This window comes from Mycobacterium sp. Dal123C01 (assembly GCF_052566995.1).
The window spans coordinates 2677444-2694222 of the sequence record NZ_CP199580.1; the positions used below are offsets into that span (position 1 = coordinate 2677444).

A 16779-nucleotide genomic window follows, 5' to 3' on the forward strand; every position below is an offset into this window, starting at 1 on the left:
ATGAGGGAAGCACCACAGGTGCTGGGCATCGTCCTGGCCGGCGGTGAGGGCAAGCGGTTGTATCCGCTGACCGCGGACCGGGCCAAGCCCGCGGTTCCCTTTGGCGGCGCCTATCGGCTGATCGACTTCGTGCTGTCCAACCTCGTCAATGCCCGTTATCTGAGGATCTGCGTTCTCACGCAATATAAGTCGCATTCACTTGACCGTCACATTTCGCAGAACTGGCGGTTGTCCGGTCTCGCCGGCGAGTACATCACCCCGGTGCCGGCGCAGCAGCGACTCGGCCCGCGCTGGTACACGGGCTCGGCCGACGCGATCTATCAGTCCCTCAACCTGATTTACGACGAAGACCCGGACTACATAGTGGTTTTCGGCGCCGACCACGTGTACCGGATGGACCCCGAGCAAATGGTCCAGTTCCACATCGACAGCGGGGCCGGTGCGACCGTGGCCGGCATCCGGGTGCCGCGCAGCGAGGCCAGCGCGTTCGGCTGCATTGACGCCGACGACTCCGGGCGGATCCGCAATTTCATGGAGAAGCCGTTGGAGCCACCGGGAACGCATGACGACCCGGAGACGACGTTCGTCTCGATGGGCAACTACATCTTCACCACCAAGGTGCTCATCGACGCGATTCGCGCCGACGCCGACGACGACCACTCCGATCACGACATGGGTGGTGACATCATTCCGCGGTTGGTGGGCGACGGCATGGCCGCCGTTTACGACTTCTGTGACAACGAGGTGCCCGGCGCCACCGACCGCGACCGGGCCTACTGGCGCGATGTCGGGACGCTGGATGCGTTCTACGACGCGCACATGGATTTGGTGTCTGTGCACCCGGTGTTCAATCTGTACAACCGGCGCTGGCCGATTCGCGGTGCGACGGAGAACCTGGCGCCGGCCAAGTTCGTCAACGGTGGCTCCGCCCAGGAGTCGGTGGTCGGTGCGGGCAGCATCATCTCGGCGGCCTCGGTGCGTAACTCGGTGCTGTCGTCGAACGTCGTGGTCGACGACGGAGCGATCGTCGAGGGCAGCGTGATCATGCCGGGAGCCCGCGTCGGCCGCGGCGCGGTGGTACGCCACGCGATCCTGGACAAGAACGTCGTGATCGGGCCCGGCGAGATGGTCGGGGTGGATCTGGAGAGGGACCGGGAACGCTTCGCGATCAGCGCCGGCGGCGTGGTCGCGGTGGGCAAAGGCGTTTGGGTCTAGTGACGATCGCAAGCGCGGCGTAGCCGGGTGCAGCGGGTCGTCATCATCGGTCTAGCTCCTCGCGCTACCAGACGTAGGGCAGCAGCCGGTAGCGCACGTCGTGTGCGTACTCGCGGTAGCCGGCCAATTCCTGGGAGAGCATCGTTTCCTCGTCGCGGATCCGAAAGACGAGGGCCGCCACGCCTGGGAGGACGAACAAAAGTCCCCAGTACGAGCCCAGTGCCAGGGGTACACCGACCATCATGATCACGTTGCCGACGTACATCGGGTGCCGGACGAACGTGTAGACGCCGGAGGAGACCACCTTCTGACCCGTCTCCACCGTCACCGTGGCGGCGGCATAGCCGTTCTGGATGATCACCAACATGGCGATACCGAGTCCGGTCGCTACCAGCACATCGCCGAGCAGACACACCCAGTCGGGCGGCTGCGACCAGCCCATCCGGTGGTCGTATGCGCTAAACGCCAGCATCACGATGAGGTCCACGAACACGCTGGTGATCACGATCTTCTGCAGTGGTCTGGCTTCCGCCCGTGGGCCACCGTGCATCCGGCGCTGCAGCGCCGCCGGGTTTGTCCGGGCGATGTAAATGCTCGGGAAGATCGTCACCACCAGGGTGGTGGCGATGAAAGCCCATGCCTGCCAATAGTTGAGCGCGCCGGCCGGCAGGAACAGCAGCAAGGCCAAGATGGCCAGCCCGAAGACCGAGGATGAGGTCGCTCGAACGCCGGTGTTCATGAGCGGAGATCCCGACGCCGGAATGCCATGGCCCCCAACGCGATCAGCGCCGCATCGACGGCCAGCAGCCACAGCACCGGCACGATGGTGAAGTCGCTGCCAACCCGCGGAACGTGCGCGAAGGGTTCGAGATCAAGCACCCACTGCGGGTAACCCGCCAACGAACCGATCAGGTACAAGGCGATGAACGCGATCAGTATGCCCCAGGCCACTGGCATGAACCGTGGTGCCAGACCGAATAACCCGACGGCCACGGCCGACGCCAGCCAGACGGCCGGCAACTGGACGGCTGCGGCTCCGAGGACCATCGCCAACTTGCCGCCGACGTCGTCGGCTGCGGCTCCGTAGAGGAGTCCGGCCGTCACGCCCGCAGCCAGCATCGCCACCGCGGACCCGAGCAGGGCAGCCACCAAATGGCTTGCCAGCCAACGAGTTCGCGACACCGCCCCGGCCAGCGTCGTCTCGGCTCGCAAGCCGGATTCTTCCTGGTGCAGTCGCAGGGTGAGCGAGACCGCGAACGCCGCTGCCACCATGCCCATCATGGTGAACGCCACCGCGATGAAGGCCTGCTCCAAAGCAGTGGTGCCGCCCATCCGCGCGACGATGTCACGCGCCACGCCGCCGCCGATCTGGTCGCCGATGCCGGGCGCCACGCTGCCCATCACCAGGCCGTACAGGCACAGGCCCACCGTCCACAGCAGCAGCGCCCCACGATCCAGCCGCCAGGCCAACCCGAAGACGTTGCTCAACGCCGGCGCGGCGGCGGCGGGACCGGCACGCTCGGCGACGAGTCCGGCGCCGACGTCGCGGCCGGCGAGCAGTCGATACGCCACGGCGGTGAGCACGGCGGCCGTCAGCAGATGCAACCCGAGCACCCACCAGTGATCGCCCGCGTAGGGTCGCACCTGCAGCGACCAGCCCAGCGGGGAGAGCCACGACAAGGCGCCGGAGCTGGCGTCGCCGACGGCGCGCAGCGTGAACGCGGCCCCCAACACGGCGAAGGCGGCGCCGCGGGCGAATCGTGCGCTCGCCGACAGCTGCGCGGTCACCGCGGCCACTGCCGTGAACACCAGGCCGGAGCCGGCCAGCGCGGCCCCGAATGCCAGCGATCCACCACGCGGGACGCTGGTGCTGAGCAATCCCGCCGCGCCGATCGCACCGGTGCCAATCGAGGCCCCGAACGACAAGATCAGCGCCGCAGTGAGACTGGCATACCGTCCCACCCCGGTCGAGTCGACCAGTTCGGTCCGGCCACTCTCCTCGTCGGCGCGGGTGTGCCGGATCACCGTGAGAATGACCGCCACCGCGATCAGCACGTGGAACATCCCGGCTTTCCAGATGCCCACCGCGCCAAGGCTGTCGTTGTAGACCTGCCCGTAGAGCGCACGCTGGGCCGGGCTGGCCATGATGGTCGCCGCGAATCCGGCCCGGGCGACTTGGGTGGGGTAGACCTTCTCGATGCTTCCGATGTAGACCGTCGCCAACGGCAGCGACAGCAGCAGCATCCACAGCGGTAACGACACCCGGTCGCGGCGCAGATAGAGGCGCAGCATCCCCAGGGTTCCCGCGAAATTCGAACCGCGTTGCGGTGCAGAGTGTTCCGGGCGAGCCAAGGTTACGGTGCTCATTACGCTGAAACCCTCTTTCCGCTGCGTCCGGTGTCGTAATGGCGCAGGAAGAGCTCCTCGAGCGTCGGTGGCTGACTGACTAGGCTGCGCACCCCAGCGTCGCCCAGCACCCGAATGAGTTCCCCGAGGCTTTCGCTGTCGACCTGCGCGCGCAGCGTGTTGCCCTCGACGGTGACGTCCTCGACCCCTTTGATTCGAGTGAGATCGCCTGGATCGCCGGTCATTTCGGCCTTGATCGAGGTCCGGCTCAGATGCCGCATCGAATCCAGCGTTCCGCTCTCGATGGTCTTGCCGGCCCGAATGATGGTCACCCGCTGGCATAGCGCTTCCGTTTCGGCCAGGATGTGGCTGGACAGCAACACCGTGACGCCACGGTCGCGGGCTTCGGCGACGCACTGCTGAAACACGTTCTCCATCAACGGGTCCAGGCCGCTGCTGGGCTCGTCCAGCAGCAGCAGGCCGGCCTGCGACGAGAAGGCGGATATCAGGGAGACCTTTTGGCGGTTGCCCTTGGAGTAGGTGCGCGATTTCTTGGTCGGGTCGAGGTCGAAGCGTTCGATCAGCTCCCGGCGGCGTGCGTCGTCGATGCCGCCGCGCATCCGGGCCAGCAGATCGATGGTCTCACCGCCGGTCAGTGCCGGCCACAGCGTGACATCGCCCGGCACGTAGGCGATTTGGCGGTGCAATCCGACGGCGTCGGTCCACGGATCGCCGCCCAGCAGCCTTACTGTTCCGCTGTCGGCTTTCACCAGGCCCAACAGGACGCGGATGGTGGTGGACTTGCCGGCGCCGTTGGGGCCGAGAAAGCCGTGCACCTCACCTTGACGCACCGTCAGGTCAAGGCCGTCCAGCGCCCGCACCGCACCGAAGTTCTTGGTGAGGTTGCGGATTTCGATGGGGGCGACGTGGTCAGCTGACATGGGATCCTCCTTGATCTTCTGCGGCCAGAAATGCGTCGTACATGGTGCGGTCGGACATCAACCCGTCGGTGTAGATCTCCAGCGCGGGCAGCACCATATCGCGGGCGTAGTCGCGAAGGACCGCCCGCAAATCTGTTGGGGTTGGATGCATTTGGATATAGAGCAGCAGGCCGCCACCCGAGGTGATGGCCAGATACTTGGCCCTGGCATGCGGATCGCGGCTGGCCTTGATGGTTCCGGCCGCCACACCGTCGGCAAAGTACTCTTCGGCATTTTCAATCATTCTCTGCCACAACATCATCGCCAGGTCACCGCCGGTCTGCAGGCTGCGCACCACGTAACCTGTCAGGGCCGCATAGGACTCGATCTCCGCCATCTGCCCCAGCCAGCTGGCCGGATCGTTGGACGTGAGCGCCTCCGACTTGCTATTGCGGATCTCTTCGGCGACGTAGTCGTCACACACTTTGCGCAGGCCTTCCTTCGAGCCGAAGTGATGAATGACCAGTGCCGCGCTCACACCCGCGGCCTCGGCGATGGTGCGCAGCCCGACGGCGAAGCCGTGCTGGGCGAACTGCTCGATCGCCGCATCGCGGATCCGAGCGGCGGCGGTCAGGTCGGCTGAACGCATGTTCAGAACACTAAACGCATGTTCAGTCGAAGGTCAAGGAGGCGCGACGTAAGGAATGCGTAAAGAAGTGAGCGGGTGGATGAGTCGCCGTGTGAGGTCACACCGGCCACAGCGGTACCGCGCGGCGCAGCGGCAAGGTGCCGGCTAGTCGCGGACCGCGGCCAAGACGCCGTCACCGAGCGGTACCAGCGCGGGTGTCAGCCGCTCGTCCTCGGCGATCAGGCGGGCCGCCTCCCGGACCGCGACGACCTCGGCGTCCCGCGCCGCGGGATCACCGGCCCGCCCGCCCAGCGCCGAGCCGTGCACCACGATGATCCCGCCGGATCTCAGCAACCGCACGCCCTCGACGACGTAATCCGGCTGATCGATCGGGTCGGCGTCGATGAACACGAGGTCATAGGACTCGTCGGCGAGCCGGGTGAGGACCTCTTGAGCGCGGCCGCTGATCAACCGGGTGCGCGACTGGCCGATCCCGACCTCGGAGAAAGCCTGCTTGGCCAGCCGCAGATACTCCGGCTCGATATCGATCGTGGTTAACACCCCGTCGTCGCTCATCCCCGACAGCAACCAGAGCCCGCTGACCCCGGCGCCGGTTCCCACCTCGGCGACCGCCTTACCGCCGCTGAGCTTGGTCAGCAGGCTCAGCAGCGCGCCGACCGCGGGTGTAACCGCCCGAGCACCGATGTCCACCGAGCGTTCGCGGGCGCTTGCCAGGATCGCGTCCTCGGATATCGAATTCTCGGCATGCGCGGAGAGCGATTCGGCTCGACTGGGGTCCGCCTGGCCGGGGGTTTCGTCGACGGTGCCGTCCATGTCCGCAGCGTATTCCATGTCGGGGCGCGGTCCGTCAGGCGCGCCTGAGACCACCCGTTTCCGACACGCCCGGGACACCTGACGCGGCCTAAGTCACTCCGCCCCGGATTTGCCCTGCTTATGCCGTGTAACGATCTGGTTTCTCAGCCAAACCTCAGACTGCTCCTATATCTGGCATACGCCGATACGCGACGGTGACGGTATGGAACGTGGAGGACGTTGGGTGGGGAATACGGACTGGCAACTACGTGTTGCCGCGAATAATGAACTGCCGCCAGTGGGCAGGGCAAATTATTCGGAGGATTTGATCAGTACCACTCTCTTAAGCCCGAGCAGCATGTCGCATGCTCAGGAGTGCCCGGACGACGAATGGGTCGAGCCGGTGGATGGCTTGCAGGGCACAGCCGTATTCGACGCGACCGGGGACAAGACGACGATGCCGTCTTGGGACGAGTTGGTCCGTCAGCATGCGGACCGGGTGTACCGGCTGGCCTATCGGCTCGCCGGCAACCAGCAAGATGCTGAAGACCTGACCCAGGACACCTTCATCCGGGTTTTTCGGTCCGTCCAGAACTATCAGCCCGGGACCTTCGAGGGCTGGCTACACCGCATCACCACCAACTTGTTCCTCGACATGGTGCGCCGGCGTGCCCGCATCCGGATGGAAGCCTTGCCGGAGGACTACGACCGGGTGCCGGCCGACGAGCCCAATCCCGAGCAGATCTACCACGATGCGCACCTTGGGCCCGACCTGCAGGCTGCCCTGGATTCGTTGCCGCCGGAGTTTCGCGCCGCGGTGGTGCTGTGCGATATCGAAGGTCTGTCCTATGAGGAGATCGGCGCCACGCTGGGCGTCAAGCTCGGCACCGTGCGCAGCCGGATCCACCGCGGACGCCAGGCGCTGCGCGACTATTTGGCCGCGCACTCCGAGCCCGAAACTCACGCCAAGTCCGCTTAGGGCGGTTGAAGCACGGCTTTCGGGCCGATAATCATGCGATTTCGCGAGATGCATAGCGGTGCTGGGCACCTTGTCGCGCTACATTCGAGGGATACGTGGCAGCGAAAGGAGCTGGTGATGGCCGACCGGGGACATGTGTTCCGCCGCGTGTTCTCCTGGCTCCCCGCGCAGTTCGCCTCCCAGAGTGATGCCCCGGTGGGTGCGCCGCGTCAATTCGGTTCGACCGAGCACCTTTCGATCGAGGCGATCGCGGCATTCGTCGACGGTGAGCTGCGGATGAACGCGCACCTGCGGGCCGCCCACCACCTCTCGCTGTGCGCGGAATGCGCGGCCGAGGTCGACGACCAGGGCCGGGCGCGTGCGGCGCTGCGCGACTCCCACCCGATCCGCATCCCGAGCACGCTGCTGGGAATGCTGTCGGAGATTCCGCACTACCCGTCCGACGACACGCCATCGCAGGCGTCCGACCGTTTCGCTGACCGCGATGTGCGCGACCAGCGTAAGCGCGGGTAGCAGGCGCGTTGCCCTGTCCCGTGGGTTCAAGCCGACCGATCAGCAACCGTGGATACTAGGGTGGACACGACCAATGCCGTGCCTGGTGCTCGCCCTGGACAGGGGCCCTGTGCGAGGCCTGTCTCGAGCACACAAGTAGCGGATTCAAAAGGGGTAACGTGACCTCCGACCAAGGCAACGACGGCGGCGACAACGGAGGCAACCGCCTGGCGCCGCGCCCCATTTCCCGGCCGCCGGTCGACCCGGCATCGCGTCAGGCATTCGGTCGTCCCGATGGTCTGCAGGGATCGTTTGTCGCGGAACGAGTGCGGCCACAGAAGTTCCGGGACCAAGCCGAGTTCAGTCCACACGATCAAAGCCGCGACCCGGTTCTGCAGGAAGCATTCAGCCGGCCCGTCGGCGGTACCGAGACCCTGCAGCGCCACCCCGTCGACGCCAGCGCACTGGCGGCCGAGCAGAACGGGTTCGATCAGGACGAATCTGACGACCCGTGGCGGGACCCGGGGGCCGCGGCGGCGCTGGGCAGCCCGGCAGTTCCCACCGCCACTTCGCGCACCGCGTTGGGGTACGGCGGCAAGCTCGGCGTCCGCGACGTCCTCTTCGGCAGGAAGGTGTCCTACCTCGCCCTAGCCGTCCTGCTGGCTATCGCGTTGGGCATCGGCGTTATCGGCGGGGTGATCGGTCGCAAGACGGCCGAGGTCGTCGACGCCTTCACCACCTCGAAGGTGACGTTGGCGACCGGCGGCAACACCGAAGAGCCGGCGGGCCGCTTCGCCAAGGTGGCGGCCGCCACCGCCAACGCGGTGGTGACCATCGAGTCGAAGAGCGACCAGGAAGGCATGCAGGGTTCCGGCGTCGTCATCGACGGTCGGGGCTACATCGTCACCAACAATCACGTGATCTCCGAGGCCGCCAACAATCCCAGCCAATTCAAGACGACCGTGGTGTTCAACGACGGTAAGGAAGTGCCCGCCAACCTGGTAGGCCGCGACCCCAAGACCGACCTGGCCGTGCTCAAGGTCGACAACGTCGACAACCTGAGCGTGGCCCGGCTCGGTGATTCCGACAAGGTGCGCGTCGGTGACGAGGTTCTTGCGGCGGGTGCGCCGCTGGGGCTGCGCAGCACCGTGACGCACGGCATCATCAGCGCGCTGCACCGTCCCGTCCCGTTGTCGGGGGAGGGATCTGACACCGACACCGTCATCGACGGGGTGCAAACGGATGCCTCGATCAACCACGGCAACTCAGGCGGCCCGCTGATCGACATGGATTCCCAGGTGATCGGCATTAACACCGCCGGAAAGTCGTTGTCGGACAGCGCAAGTGGGCTGGGCTTCGCGATCCCGGTCAACGAGGCGAAGATAGTTGCCCAGACTCTGATCAAAGACGGAAAGATCGTGCACCCGACCCTCGGTGTCAGCACCCGGTCGGTGAGCAACTCGATCGCTGCCGGTGCCCAGGTCGCCAACGTCAAGGCGGGCAGCCCGGCGCAAAAGGGCGGAATCCTGGAAAACGACGTCATCGTCAAGGTCGGTAGCCGTAAGGTCGCCGACGCCGACGAGTTCGTCGTCGCCGTGCGGCAGCTGACCATCGGGCAGGACTCTCCGATCGAGGTGGTGCGTGATGGCCGCAACGTCACCCTGACCGTCAAACCCGACCCCGATAACGGCTAGATGTTCGGGAACCTGAGCTGGGAGCACATCCTGGTCCTCGTGGTGGTCGGGCTGGTAATCCTTGGGCCCGAGCGGCTTCCGGGTGCGATCCGGTGGACGTCGACCTCGCTCCGGCAAGCCCGCGACTACCTCAGCGGCGTCACCAGCCAACTGCGCGAGGACATCGGACCCGAATTCGACGATCTGCGCGGACCCCTCAGCGAATTGCAGAAGCTGCGGGGGATGACGCCGCGCGCGGCGCTGACCAGGCACCTGCTGGACGGCGACGACTCATTCCTCACCGGGAATTTCGACCGGCCGCCCGCCAACGGCGCGCCGAATACCGTGCAAAACGGCGCCGAGCAGCACGCGCCTGCGCCGTTCGATACCGACGCGACCTAGCGGGCCATCAGACCTGAGTTTGAATTAGTGCGGGGTTGGGTCAAGCCCCAGCGACACGCCTGCCAATCCACGCCGTCGCGACGAGAGCTTGTCGGCGATACTGCGCAATTCCTTGCCCACCGGCGAATCGGGTGCGCTCAGCACGATCGGGACGCCGGCGTCACCGGCGGCCACCAGCGCCGGGTCCAGCGGGATCTGACCCAGCAGCGGAACGTCGGCGCCGACCGCGCGGGAGAGCCGCTCGGCGACCTGCGCGCCACCACCCTCCCCGAACACCTGCAGGGTTGAGCCGTCCGGCAGGACGAGCCCGGCCATGTTCTCGACGACCCCGACGATGCGCTGACGGGTTTGCAGCGCGATGCTGCCGGCCCGCTCGGCGACCTCGGCGGCGGCCAACTGCGGCGTGGTCACGACCAGGATTTCCGCGTTGGGGACCAGCTGAGCCACCGAGATGGCGATGTCGCCGGTGCCCGGCGGCAGGTCCATGAGCAGCACGTCCAGGTCCCCCCAATAGACGTCGGCCAGGAACTGCTGCAACGCCCGGTGCAGCATCGGCCCGCGCCACACCACCGGGGTGTTGCCCTCGGTGAACTGGGCGATCGAGATGACCTTCACCTCGTGCGCGATCGGCGGCAGGATCATCGACTCGACCTGGGTGGGCCGGTCGGTGGTGCCCATCATCCGGGGGATGGAATGGCCGTGGATGTCGGCGTCGAGCACGCCGACCGACAGGCCGCGGGTGGCCATCGCCGTGGCCAGGTTGACCGTGACGCTCGACTTCCCGACGCCGCCCTTGCCGGACGCGACCGCGTATACCCGGGTCAGCGAGCTGGGCTGGGCGAACGGGATGACGGGCTCGCGGGCGTCGCCGCGCAACTGCTTGCGCAGCTCGGTGCGCTGCTCGTCGTTCATCACGTCCAGGCTGACTTTCACCGCCCCGGTACCGGGGACGTCGGCGACGGCCTGGCTGACGCGCTCGCTGATTTCGGTCTTCTTCGGGCAGGCGGCGGTGGTCAGGTAAATCTGGACGTGCACCCCGCCGTCGGAGTCGATATCGATGCTCTTGACCATCCCGAGTTCGGTGATGGGACGCCGCAATTCGGGGTCGATCACCTTGCCCAGGGCGGTGCGGATGGCAGCGCTGCGGTCGGCTTGCGAACCAGGGGGGTCATGACGAGGCATTACCGCCGAGTGTAGGCGGCTTGGCTTTCTACCAGCGGGCAGGCGTCAGGCTGGCGGCGCGGGCACCGCGGCCGGGCTCGCGGGCTTAGGCGATGGCGAGGCGTTCGGCGCTCCGACCACCGGGCTTGGCGCTGCGGCCAGGGGAGGACTACCGGGCGGGCCGGCCGGTGGATTCGGCAGCGGTGGGGCCGGCGGTGGTGCGACCGGCGGTGGTGCGGCCTGCGGCGCCCAGGGCGGGGCGGCGTTCGGTGGCGGCGGCGGGGCTAGCGGGCCAAACGGCTGCGGCGGGGCTAGCGGTCCAAACGGCTGCGGGGGCGGGGCTAGTGGCCCAAACGGCTGCGGTCCACCCGCCGGCGCGGTTTGCGAACTGATGCAGATCACCGTGCACCCAGGCATGTGCCCCTGCACCGGTGGCGGGCTGGCGGGCGCCATCCAGGGGAACATCGGCGGCGGACTGACCGGCTGCTGCTGTTGACCGGTCAAGTCGATCAGCGGCATCCGCGCCATCGGATCGTCCATCGGCAGGCCGATCATGTTCATCGGTAGGCCGGGCCCCAGACCCTCGGGATGCTCGTCGTGGGCATTGCCGAGCGGGGGTGGCGGTCCGGTGATCGCCGGCAGGTCGACCGGGACCACGCCGGTGGCGTAGGCCGCGGCCCAGCCCAGCACGTTCTGGGCGTAGGGCGTCGAGTTGTTGTAACGCAGGATCGCGGCCATGACCTGGGCCGGGTCGCGCAGGTTGAGCCCGCCGCTGCACAGGTAGTGGGCCGCGGTCAGCGTGGAGTCGAACAGGTTCTGCGGGTCGGCCACACCATCGCCGTCGCCGTCGGAGGCATAGCGTGCCCAGGTGCCGGGCAAGAACTGCATGGGCCCCAACGCGCGGGCGTAGGTGAGGCGATTGCCGGCGCTGCTGGAGATGATGACCTCGTTGCCGGGCAACGAGCCGTCCAACGAGGGACCGTAGATCGGGGTGACCGCGGTGCCGCGCGCGTCGACGGCACCCCCACTTGCGTGCCCGGACTCGATGCGTCCGATGCCGGCGAGCAAGTTCCAACTGACGCCGCAGCCCGGCTCGGCGATGGCCATCTTCAGTTCGGCGTTGCGGTAGGCGGACAGTGCCATCGTCGGAATGCCCAGTGCGCCAGGCGCATTCACGACCCTCGGTGGCGGGGGTGCCGATGCGGCGCCCGCCGCGACGTGGAAGGCCGTCGGCGCCCGGTCGATCGCGATGACCACCGGTCCAGAGAGGTCGGGGTCCGTCGGGGACACGGCGGCGACCGGGGTGATGACGGTGTGCACCGACGGAATGGGGCTCTTCTTGTGTAACGGCTCAGGCGTGGCGCCGACGGCGCCCGCGAACACCAGCGGACTGATCACCGCCACGCTGAATGCCTGTGCCCGAGTTATCGGAAGCCCCCACTTCCGCACCGACGCGACGGCCGAGCGTGCACCCAAGCGACCCCCTTTGCGCACTCCACCGTCCTAAGTGTTTTGGGTGTCGGGAACCCATGTGAGCTGCCGGAAACCTCTTCTTAGCATCGTGACCTCGATCACCATACATAACCCTTGTGACGGGAGTGGCGCAATGGTGGATTTGCTATTCATGGGGATTCCTTAGTGCTCCGCCCCCCACCGTCACCGGCGCGTCCTGGGCTCCTCGGCCGGGATGTGCGGGTTCCGCTCGGTCAGCAGGGCGCGCAGTTCGTCCAGCTCATCGCGCAGGTATTCGCGGGTCACGACCTCGCCGATGGCCAGCCGCAGTGCCGCCAGCTCACGGGACAAATACTCGGTGTCGGCCTTGGTCTGCGCGGCGCGGCGACGATCTTCTTCGAGCGTGACCCGGTCCCGGTTCTCTTGACGGTTTTGCGCGAGCAGAATCAGCGGGGCGGCGTAGGCGGCCTGCGTGGAGAAGGCCAGATTGAGCAGGATAAAGGGGTACGGGTCGAAGCGCGCTTCAACCGCGATCAGGTTCACCGCGATCCACACGATCACGATCATGGTCTGTATCAGCAGGTAGCGGCCGGTACCGAAGAACCGCGCGATGGCCTCGGTGCTCTGCCCGACCGTCTCGGGGTCCAGGCGCAGTGAGATCCCGCGCGATGTCCGCGGGGTGTACAGCCGACGCGGTGCCGAGGGTTTACTCACGAGACCCCCTCGGTTGGGTCGGCGCCTCCGATGCCGGCGGTCACCTCTTGGGCGTGCGCGCGCCAGTCGTGCGGCAGTAGGTGATCGAGCAGGTCGTCCACGGTCACCGCCCCCAGCAGGTGGCTTTGGTCGTCGACGACGGGTCCGCACACCAGGTTGTAGGCGGCGAGGTAGCGCGTCACGGCGGCCAGCGAGGTCTCCGGGGTCAGGGTGAGCAGGTCACTGTCGACGATCCCGCCGACCAACTCGCTCGGCGGCTCGCGAAGGAGGCGCTGTAGCGGGACGCAGCCGAGGTACTGCCCGGTGGGCGTGGCCGTCGGTGGGCGCGCCACGAACACCATTGACGACAGCGCGGGGGTGAGGTCGGGATCGCGGACCAGTGCCAGGGCCTCGGCAACCGTGGTGTCCGCGGTCAGTACCACCGGGTCGGAGGTCATCAATCCGCCCGCGGTGTCCGGAGAATGCTTCAAAAGCCTTCGCAGCGGGGCGGATTCGCCGGGATCCATCCGGGCCAGCAGCAGCTCGGCATCCGTCGGGTTCAGCTCACCGAGCAGGTCGGCGGCATCGTCGGGGTCCATCTCCTCCAGCACATCGGCCGCGCGATCGGTGCCCAGCTGCGACAGCGCATCGGCCTGCTCCGACTCGGGCAACTCCTGCAGGATGTCGGCCAACCGTTCGTCGGTGAGGGCCTTGAACACCTCGGTGCGTCGCTTGGCCGGCAGGCCGCGGATGGCGTCCGCCACGTCGACCGCGCGGCGTCCCTCGAACTGGTTGAGGAGTTGCGCCACCGCCTGGCCCGGCATCGCTAGCGCCGATGGCGTCAATCCGTGCACGCTTTGCCAATCGACCACGTGCGCGGGCCCGCGCCGTCCAAGGCGACGCTGAGTGCGCACGGCGATCCGGGTCACCAGCCAGTCGCGGGTTCGGGATTGCTCGATGCCCAGGTCGGTGATCATGACGTCGCGCCCGGCCAGCTCCGGTAGTTCGGGGTCGTTGACCGTGACCGGGGTGTCGAGTATCTGACCGATCGCCAGGACCTCGCCGGGACGTTGTTCGAAGTGGCGCAGGGACACGCTTCCGGTGTTGAGCGTCACCGCATTTGGCTCGATCGCGGCGACCCGCAGAATCGGGATGAAGATGCTGCGGCGGGTCGCCAAATCGACAACCAGCCCCAATACCCGCGGCTGCTGACGGACAATGCCGATGTTGATCACGACATCGCGGATGCGCCCGAAGTTTTCGCCCATTGGCCCCAACACCAACATCCGCGCCAGCCGCGCGACGTACACCCTGTTGACCGATGCCATGGAAGAGAGCCTAAGCAGCCGGTTGCGCGATGGCAGCTAGCCGGCTCGGGCGAGCCCCATTAATGGGAATGCACCGCAAAAATCATCACAATCAGAGCCACGATCAGGGTCGCGATGCCGATCACTATGCCGGCGACGGCCAGGGCGTAGCCGTCTTGCCGCGTTCGTTTGATCTGGTCGAGCGCGATCGTGCCCAGCACGATGGCCACGACCCCGCCGATGCAGCAGAACAAGCCGGTGAACGATGAGATCAGCGAGGCGATCGCCAGCCCGTTGGTCCCCGACTGGACGGCGTCCTGCGGCCAGTAATCGCGCTGATAATCCGGCGTCGGGTAATAGGCGCCGGGATATGACGGGGACCCATAGCCCGGCGGTGGGCCACTGAATTGCGACGGCCCCGCCGGGTAGGGGTCGCCGTAGCTGGGCGGCTGCTGGTAGCCGAAGGGCGGGGTGCCCGGGTAGTCGACCGGATAGTCGGGCGGCGGATACGGCGGGGGCGGATAGTTGGCTGGTGGCGGCGATGCGGGCGGATTCCAGGGGGCTGCCCACCCCGGCTGCTGCGGGTACTGCCCACCGGCCGCGTGCGGATCAGCCGCGTCTTCGCCGCCGGGAGCTGTCATGGTGTTCAACCTAGCTTGCAGGTCGCCTCGATAGGGTGGGAGGGCCGAGGTGAAACTATGGCCACGGCGGAGGAGAATGAGCGCTGATGACTAGTCCTTTCCAGCCTGGCCAAGTCCCCGGCGCAACGCCCTCCGGCGCGGCCGGGGGCCGTCGCGGTGTGCCGCAGTTGCCGACTCCGCCCAAAGGCTGGCCGGTGGGGTCTTACCCCACCTACGCCGAGGCACAGCGCTCCGTCGACTACCTATCCGAACAGCAGTTCCCGGTCCAACAGGTGACCATCGTCGGCGTCGATTTGATGCAGGTTGAACGGGTCACCGGTCGGCTGACGTGGCCCAAAGTGCTGGGCGGTGGCGTGCTCAGCGGGGCCTGGCTCGGGCTGTTCATCGGGTTGGTGCTGGGCTTCTTCAGCCCCAGCCCGTGGGGTGCGCTGGCGACGGGTCTGGTTGCCGGGGTGTTCTTCGGGCTGATCACCTCCGCGGTTCCTTACGCAATGGCCCGTGGCACAAGGGATTTCAGCTCAACGATGCAGTTGGTAGCCGGCCGGTACGACGTACTCTGCGATCCGCAGAATGCCGAGAAGGCTCGGGATTTGCTTGCGCGCCTGGCGATCTGACGGCCGGATGCTTTTGTGGTGAGTCGCCGCGAGCGCGCGCGCCGAGTAAGCGCAGTCGTGCTGGCGATTCTGACCATGGTGTCGGCGCTATCGGCCTGTGGGTCGGGCCAGCACGGGCTGGTGATCACCTTCTACACGCCGGCCGCCGACGGCGCGACGTTCGCCGAAGTTGCCCGACGTTGCAGCCAGGACTCCCACGGCCGGTTCGTCGTCCAGCACGTCAGCCTCCCCAGAGCCCCCGGCGCGCAGCGGTTGCAGTACGCCCGCCGGCTTGCCGGTCGTGATCGCACGCTGGACGTGATGTCGCTGGACGTCATCTGGACCGCGGAGTTCGCCGAGGCGGGCTGGGTGCTGCCGCTGTCCGACGACCCGGCCGGACAGGCCGAGGACGACGCAGCCGTCGATACCCTGCCGGGTCCGCTGGCGACCGCCGGCTGGAAGCACCGCTTGTATGCCGCACCCATCACGACCAATACCCAATTGCTGTGGTACCGAGCAGATCTGGTGCATCAACCGCCACACGACTGGAATGGTATGGTGGCCGAGGCAGCTCGATTGCACGCCACCGGTCAGCCTGGCTGGATCGCTGTGCAGGCCAATCAGGGCGAGGGTCTGGTGGTGTGGTTCAACACGCTGCTGGCCAGCGCCGGTGGCCAGGTGCTCTCCGAAGACGGCCAGCACGTCACCCTGACCGATACCCCCGCGCACCGGGCCGCCACCGTCACCGCCCTGCGGATCCTCAAGGCGGTGGCCACCGCGCCGGGAGCCGACCCGTCGATCACCCGAACCGACGAGAGCACGGCGCGGTTGGCGGTCGAACAGGGCAGGGCCGCACTCGAAGTCAACTGGCCGTTTGTGCTCGCGTCGCTGCTCCAGAACGCGGTCAAGGGTGGCGTGAACTTCCTGCCGCTCAACCAGAATCCGGCGCTGGCCGGCAGCATCAATCAGTTCGGCACTTTCGTGCCCAACGACGAGCAATTCCGCATCGCCTATCAGGCCAGCGAAAAGGTCTTCGGCTTTGCGCCCTACCCCGGCGTGGTGCCGGGCCGGCCGGCCAAGGTGACGATCGGGGGGCTGAACCTGGCGGTGGCCAGCACGACTCGTCATAAAGCCGAGGCGTTTGAAGCCATCAGATGCCTGCGCAGCCTGCAGAATCAGAAGTTCATCTCGATCGAAGGCGGTCTGCCCGCGGTCCGGACGTCGCTGTACTCCGACCCGCAATTCCAGGTCAAGTATCCGATGTACACGATCATTCGCCAGCAGCTGACCGATGCCGCGGTGCGTCCCGCAACACCGGCCTACCAAGCGGTCGGAATTCGACTGGCCACGACGTTGAACCCCATCACCGAGATCGACCCGGAGCGCACGGCCGACGAGCTCACCACCGAGGTGCAGAAGGCCATCGACGGGAAGGGGCTGCTCCCGTGATCGCACTGGCGCCCC

General features: G+C 67.0%; 16 protein-coding genes and 1 pseudogene. 7 read left to right on the forward strand and 10 right to left on the reverse strand.

The features are described from left to right. The gene (glgC, locus tag ACTXG5_RS12860) at positions 1–1215 is read left to right on the forward strand and encodes a glucose-1-phosphate adenylyltransferase (protein WP_445164004.1); all 1215 of its coding nucleotides are present in this window, start codon (positions 1–3) and stop codon (positions 1213–1215) included. Between the two features lie 64 nt (positions 1216–1279). Here glgC and ACTXG5_RS12865 read toward each other — a convergent pair whose 3' ends face one another. The 5 genes from ACTXG5_RS12865 to ACTXG5_RS12885 all read right to left on the reverse strand — a co-directional run bounded on the left by ACTXG5_RS12865 (position 1280) and on the right by ACTXG5_RS12885 (position 5943). Further along, positions 1280–1954 carry a methyltransferase family protein gene (locus ACTXG5_RS12865; RefSeq protein ID WP_445164005.1) on the reverse strand — a complete coding sequence of 225 codons (675 nt, stop codon included), beginning with the start codon at positions 1952–1954 and terminating at the stop codon, positions 1280–1282. Further along, complete coding sequence (locus ACTXG5_RS12870) at positions 1951–3582, reverse strand: ABC transporter permease (RefSeq protein ID WP_445164006.1); 1632 nt, start codon at positions 3580–3582, stop codon at positions 1951–1953. Before ACTXG5_RS12870 ends, ACTXG5_RS12865 begins: the two co-directional genes overlap by 4 nt. Further along, positions 3582–4502: an ABC transporter ATP-binding protein gene (locus ACTXG5_RS12875; protein WP_445164007.1), complete on the reverse strand. Its 921-nt coding sequence runs from the start codon at positions 4500–4502 to the stop codon at positions 3582–3584. Before ACTXG5_RS12875 ends, ACTXG5_RS12870 begins: the two co-directional genes overlap by 1 nt. Then, positions 4492–5130 (reverse strand): TetR family transcriptional regulator, encoded by a 639-nt coding sequence (locus ACTXG5_RS12880; RefSeq protein WP_445164008.1) that lies wholly within the window; start codon positions 5128–5130, stop codon positions 4492–4494. Before ACTXG5_RS12880 ends, ACTXG5_RS12875 begins: the two co-directional genes overlap by 11 nt. A 144-nt stretch (positions 5131–5274) precedes the next feature. Further along, entirely contained in the window at positions 5275–5943 is a 669-nt protein-coding gene (locus ACTXG5_RS12885; protein ID WP_445164009.1) for an O-methyltransferase, read from the reverse strand. Positions 5944–6145: 202 nt separating this feature from the next. On the opposite strand from ACTXG5_RS12885, the gene sigE reads away from it, so the two are divergent. From sigE to tatB, 4 genes are all read left to right on the forward strand, one after another. After that, a complete protein-coding gene (gene sigE / locus ACTXG5_RS12890; protein WP_445164010.1) occupies positions 6146–6901 on the forward strand; it encodes an RNA polymerase sigma factor SigE in 756 nt (251 codons plus the stop codon). Positions 6902–7018: 117 nt separating this feature from the next. Further along, positions 7019–7414, forward strand: a complete 396-nt coding sequence (gene rseA / locus ACTXG5_RS12895; protein WP_445164011.1) for an anti-sigma E factor RseA — start codon at positions 7019–7021, stop codon at positions 7412–7414. A gap of 158 nt (positions 7415–7572) precedes the next feature. Next, on the forward strand, positions 7573–9087 hold the full coding sequence (htrA, locus tag ACTXG5_RS12900; RefSeq protein WP_445164012.1) for a serine protease HtrA: 1515 nt from the start codon (positions 7573–7575) through the stop codon (positions 9085–9087). Beyond that, positions 9088–9468, forward strand: coding sequence for a Sec-independent protein translocase protein TatB (gene tatB, locus ACTXG5_RS12905; RefSeq protein ID WP_445164013.1), 381 nt, complete (start codon positions 9088–9090; stop codon positions 9466–9468). 24 nt (positions 9469–9492) lie between these two features. Here the strand turns inward: tatB and ACTXG5_RS12910 are convergent, their stop codons facing one another. From ACTXG5_RS12910 to ACTXG5_RS12930, 5 genes and pseudogenes are all read right to left on the reverse strand, one after another. Beyond that, on the reverse strand, positions 9493–10650 hold the full coding sequence (locus ACTXG5_RS12910; RefSeq protein WP_445164014.1) for an Mrp/NBP35 family ATP-binding protein: 1158 nt from the start codon (positions 10648–10650) through the stop codon (positions 9493–9495). Between the two features lie 45 nt (positions 10651–10695). Beyond that, positions 10696–12123 (reverse strand): lytic transglycosylase domain-containing protein, encoded by a 1428-nt coding sequence (locus ACTXG5_RS12915; RefSeq protein ID WP_445164015.1) that lies wholly within the window; start codon positions 12121–12123, stop codon positions 10696–10698. 162 nt (positions 12124–12285) lie between these two features. After that, complete coding sequence (locus tag ACTXG5_RS12920) at positions 12286–12795, reverse strand: DUF1003 domain-containing protein (protein WP_445164016.1); 510 nt, start codon at positions 12793–12795, stop codon at positions 12286–12288. After that, positions 12788–14102 (reverse strand): annotated as a pseudogene (locus ACTXG5_RS12925) (magnesium transporter MgtE N-terminal domain-containing protein). Before ACTXG5_RS12925 ends, ACTXG5_RS12920 begins: the two are co-directional and overlap by 8 nt. A gap of 59 nt (positions 14103–14161) precedes the next feature. Continuing rightward, the gene (locus ACTXG5_RS12930; protein WP_445164017.1) at positions 14162–14722 is read right to left on the reverse strand and encodes a DUF4190 domain-containing protein; all 561 of its coding nucleotides are present in this window, start codon (positions 14720–14722) and stop codon (positions 14162–14164) included. 86 nt (positions 14723–14808) lie between these two features. Between ACTXG5_RS12930 and ACTXG5_RS12935 the strand changes: the two genes are divergently transcribed. Continuing rightward, positions 14809–15336: a general stress protein gene (locus ACTXG5_RS12935; RefSeq protein ID WP_313864152.1), complete on the forward strand. Its 528-nt coding sequence runs from the start codon at positions 14809–14811 to the stop codon at positions 15334–15336. A gap of 75 nt (positions 15337–15411) precedes the next feature. Beyond that, the gene (locus ACTXG5_RS12940; RefSeq protein WP_445164396.1) at positions 15412–16764 is read left to right on the forward strand and encodes an extracellular solute-binding protein; all 1353 of its coding nucleotides are present in this window, start codon (positions 15412–15414) and stop codon (positions 16762–16764) included. The last annotated feature ends 15 nt before the right edge of the window (positions 16765–16779 follow it).

Excerpts from the sequence above, each read along its gene's own strand:
- glgC (WP_445164004.1), top strand. The coding sequence starts at position 1 with ATGAGGGAAGCACCACAGGTGCTGGGCATCGTCCTGGCCGGCGGTGAG.
- ACTXG5_RS12865 (WP_445164005.1), bottom strand. The coding sequence starts at position 1,954 with ATGAACACCGGCGTTCGAGCGACCTCATCCTCGGTCTTCGGGCTGGCC.
- ACTXG5_RS12870 (WP_445164006.1), bottom strand. The coding sequence starts at position 3,582 with ATGAGCACCGTAACCTTGGCTCGCCCGGAACACTCTGCACCGCAACGC.
- ACTXG5_RS12875 (WP_445164007.1), bottom strand. The coding sequence starts at position 4,502 with ATGTCAGCTGACCACGTCGCCCCCATCGAAATCCGCAACCTCACCAAG.
- ACTXG5_RS12880 (WP_445164008.1), bottom strand. The coding sequence starts at position 5,130 with ATGCGTTCAGCCGACCTGACCGCCGCCGCTCGGATCCGCGATGCGGCG.
- ACTXG5_RS12885 (WP_445164009.1), bottom strand. The coding sequence starts at position 5,943 with ATGGACGGCACCGTCGACGAAACCCCCGGCCAGGCGGACCCCAGTCGA.
- sigE (WP_445164010.1), top strand. The coding sequence starts at position 6,146 with ATGGAACGTGGAGGACGTTGGGTGGGGAATACGGACTGGCAACTACGT.
- rseA (WP_445164011.1), top strand. The coding sequence starts at position 7,019 with ATGGCCGACCGGGGACATGTGTTCCGCCGCGTGTTCTCCTGGCTCCCC.
- tatB (WP_445164013.1), top strand. The coding sequence starts at position 9,088 with ATGTTCGGGAACCTGAGCTGGGAGCACATCCTGGTCCTCGTGGTGGTC.
- ACTXG5_RS12910 (WP_445164014.1), bottom strand. The coding sequence starts at position 10,650 with ATGCCTCGTCATGACCCCCCTGGTTCGCAAGCCGACCGCAGCGCTGCC.
- ACTXG5_RS12930 (WP_445164017.1), bottom strand. The coding sequence starts at position 14,722 with ATGACAGCTCCCGGCGGCGAAGACGCGGCTGATCCGCACGCGGCCGGT.
- ACTXG5_RS12935 (WP_313864152.1), top strand. The coding sequence starts at position 14,809 with ATGACTAGTCCTTTCCAGCCTGGCCAAGTCCCCGGCGCAACGCCCTCC.
- ACTXG5_RS12940 (WP_445164396.1), top strand. The coding sequence starts at position 15,412 with ATGGTGTCGGCGCTATCGGCCTGTGGGTCGGGCCAGCACGGGCTGGTG.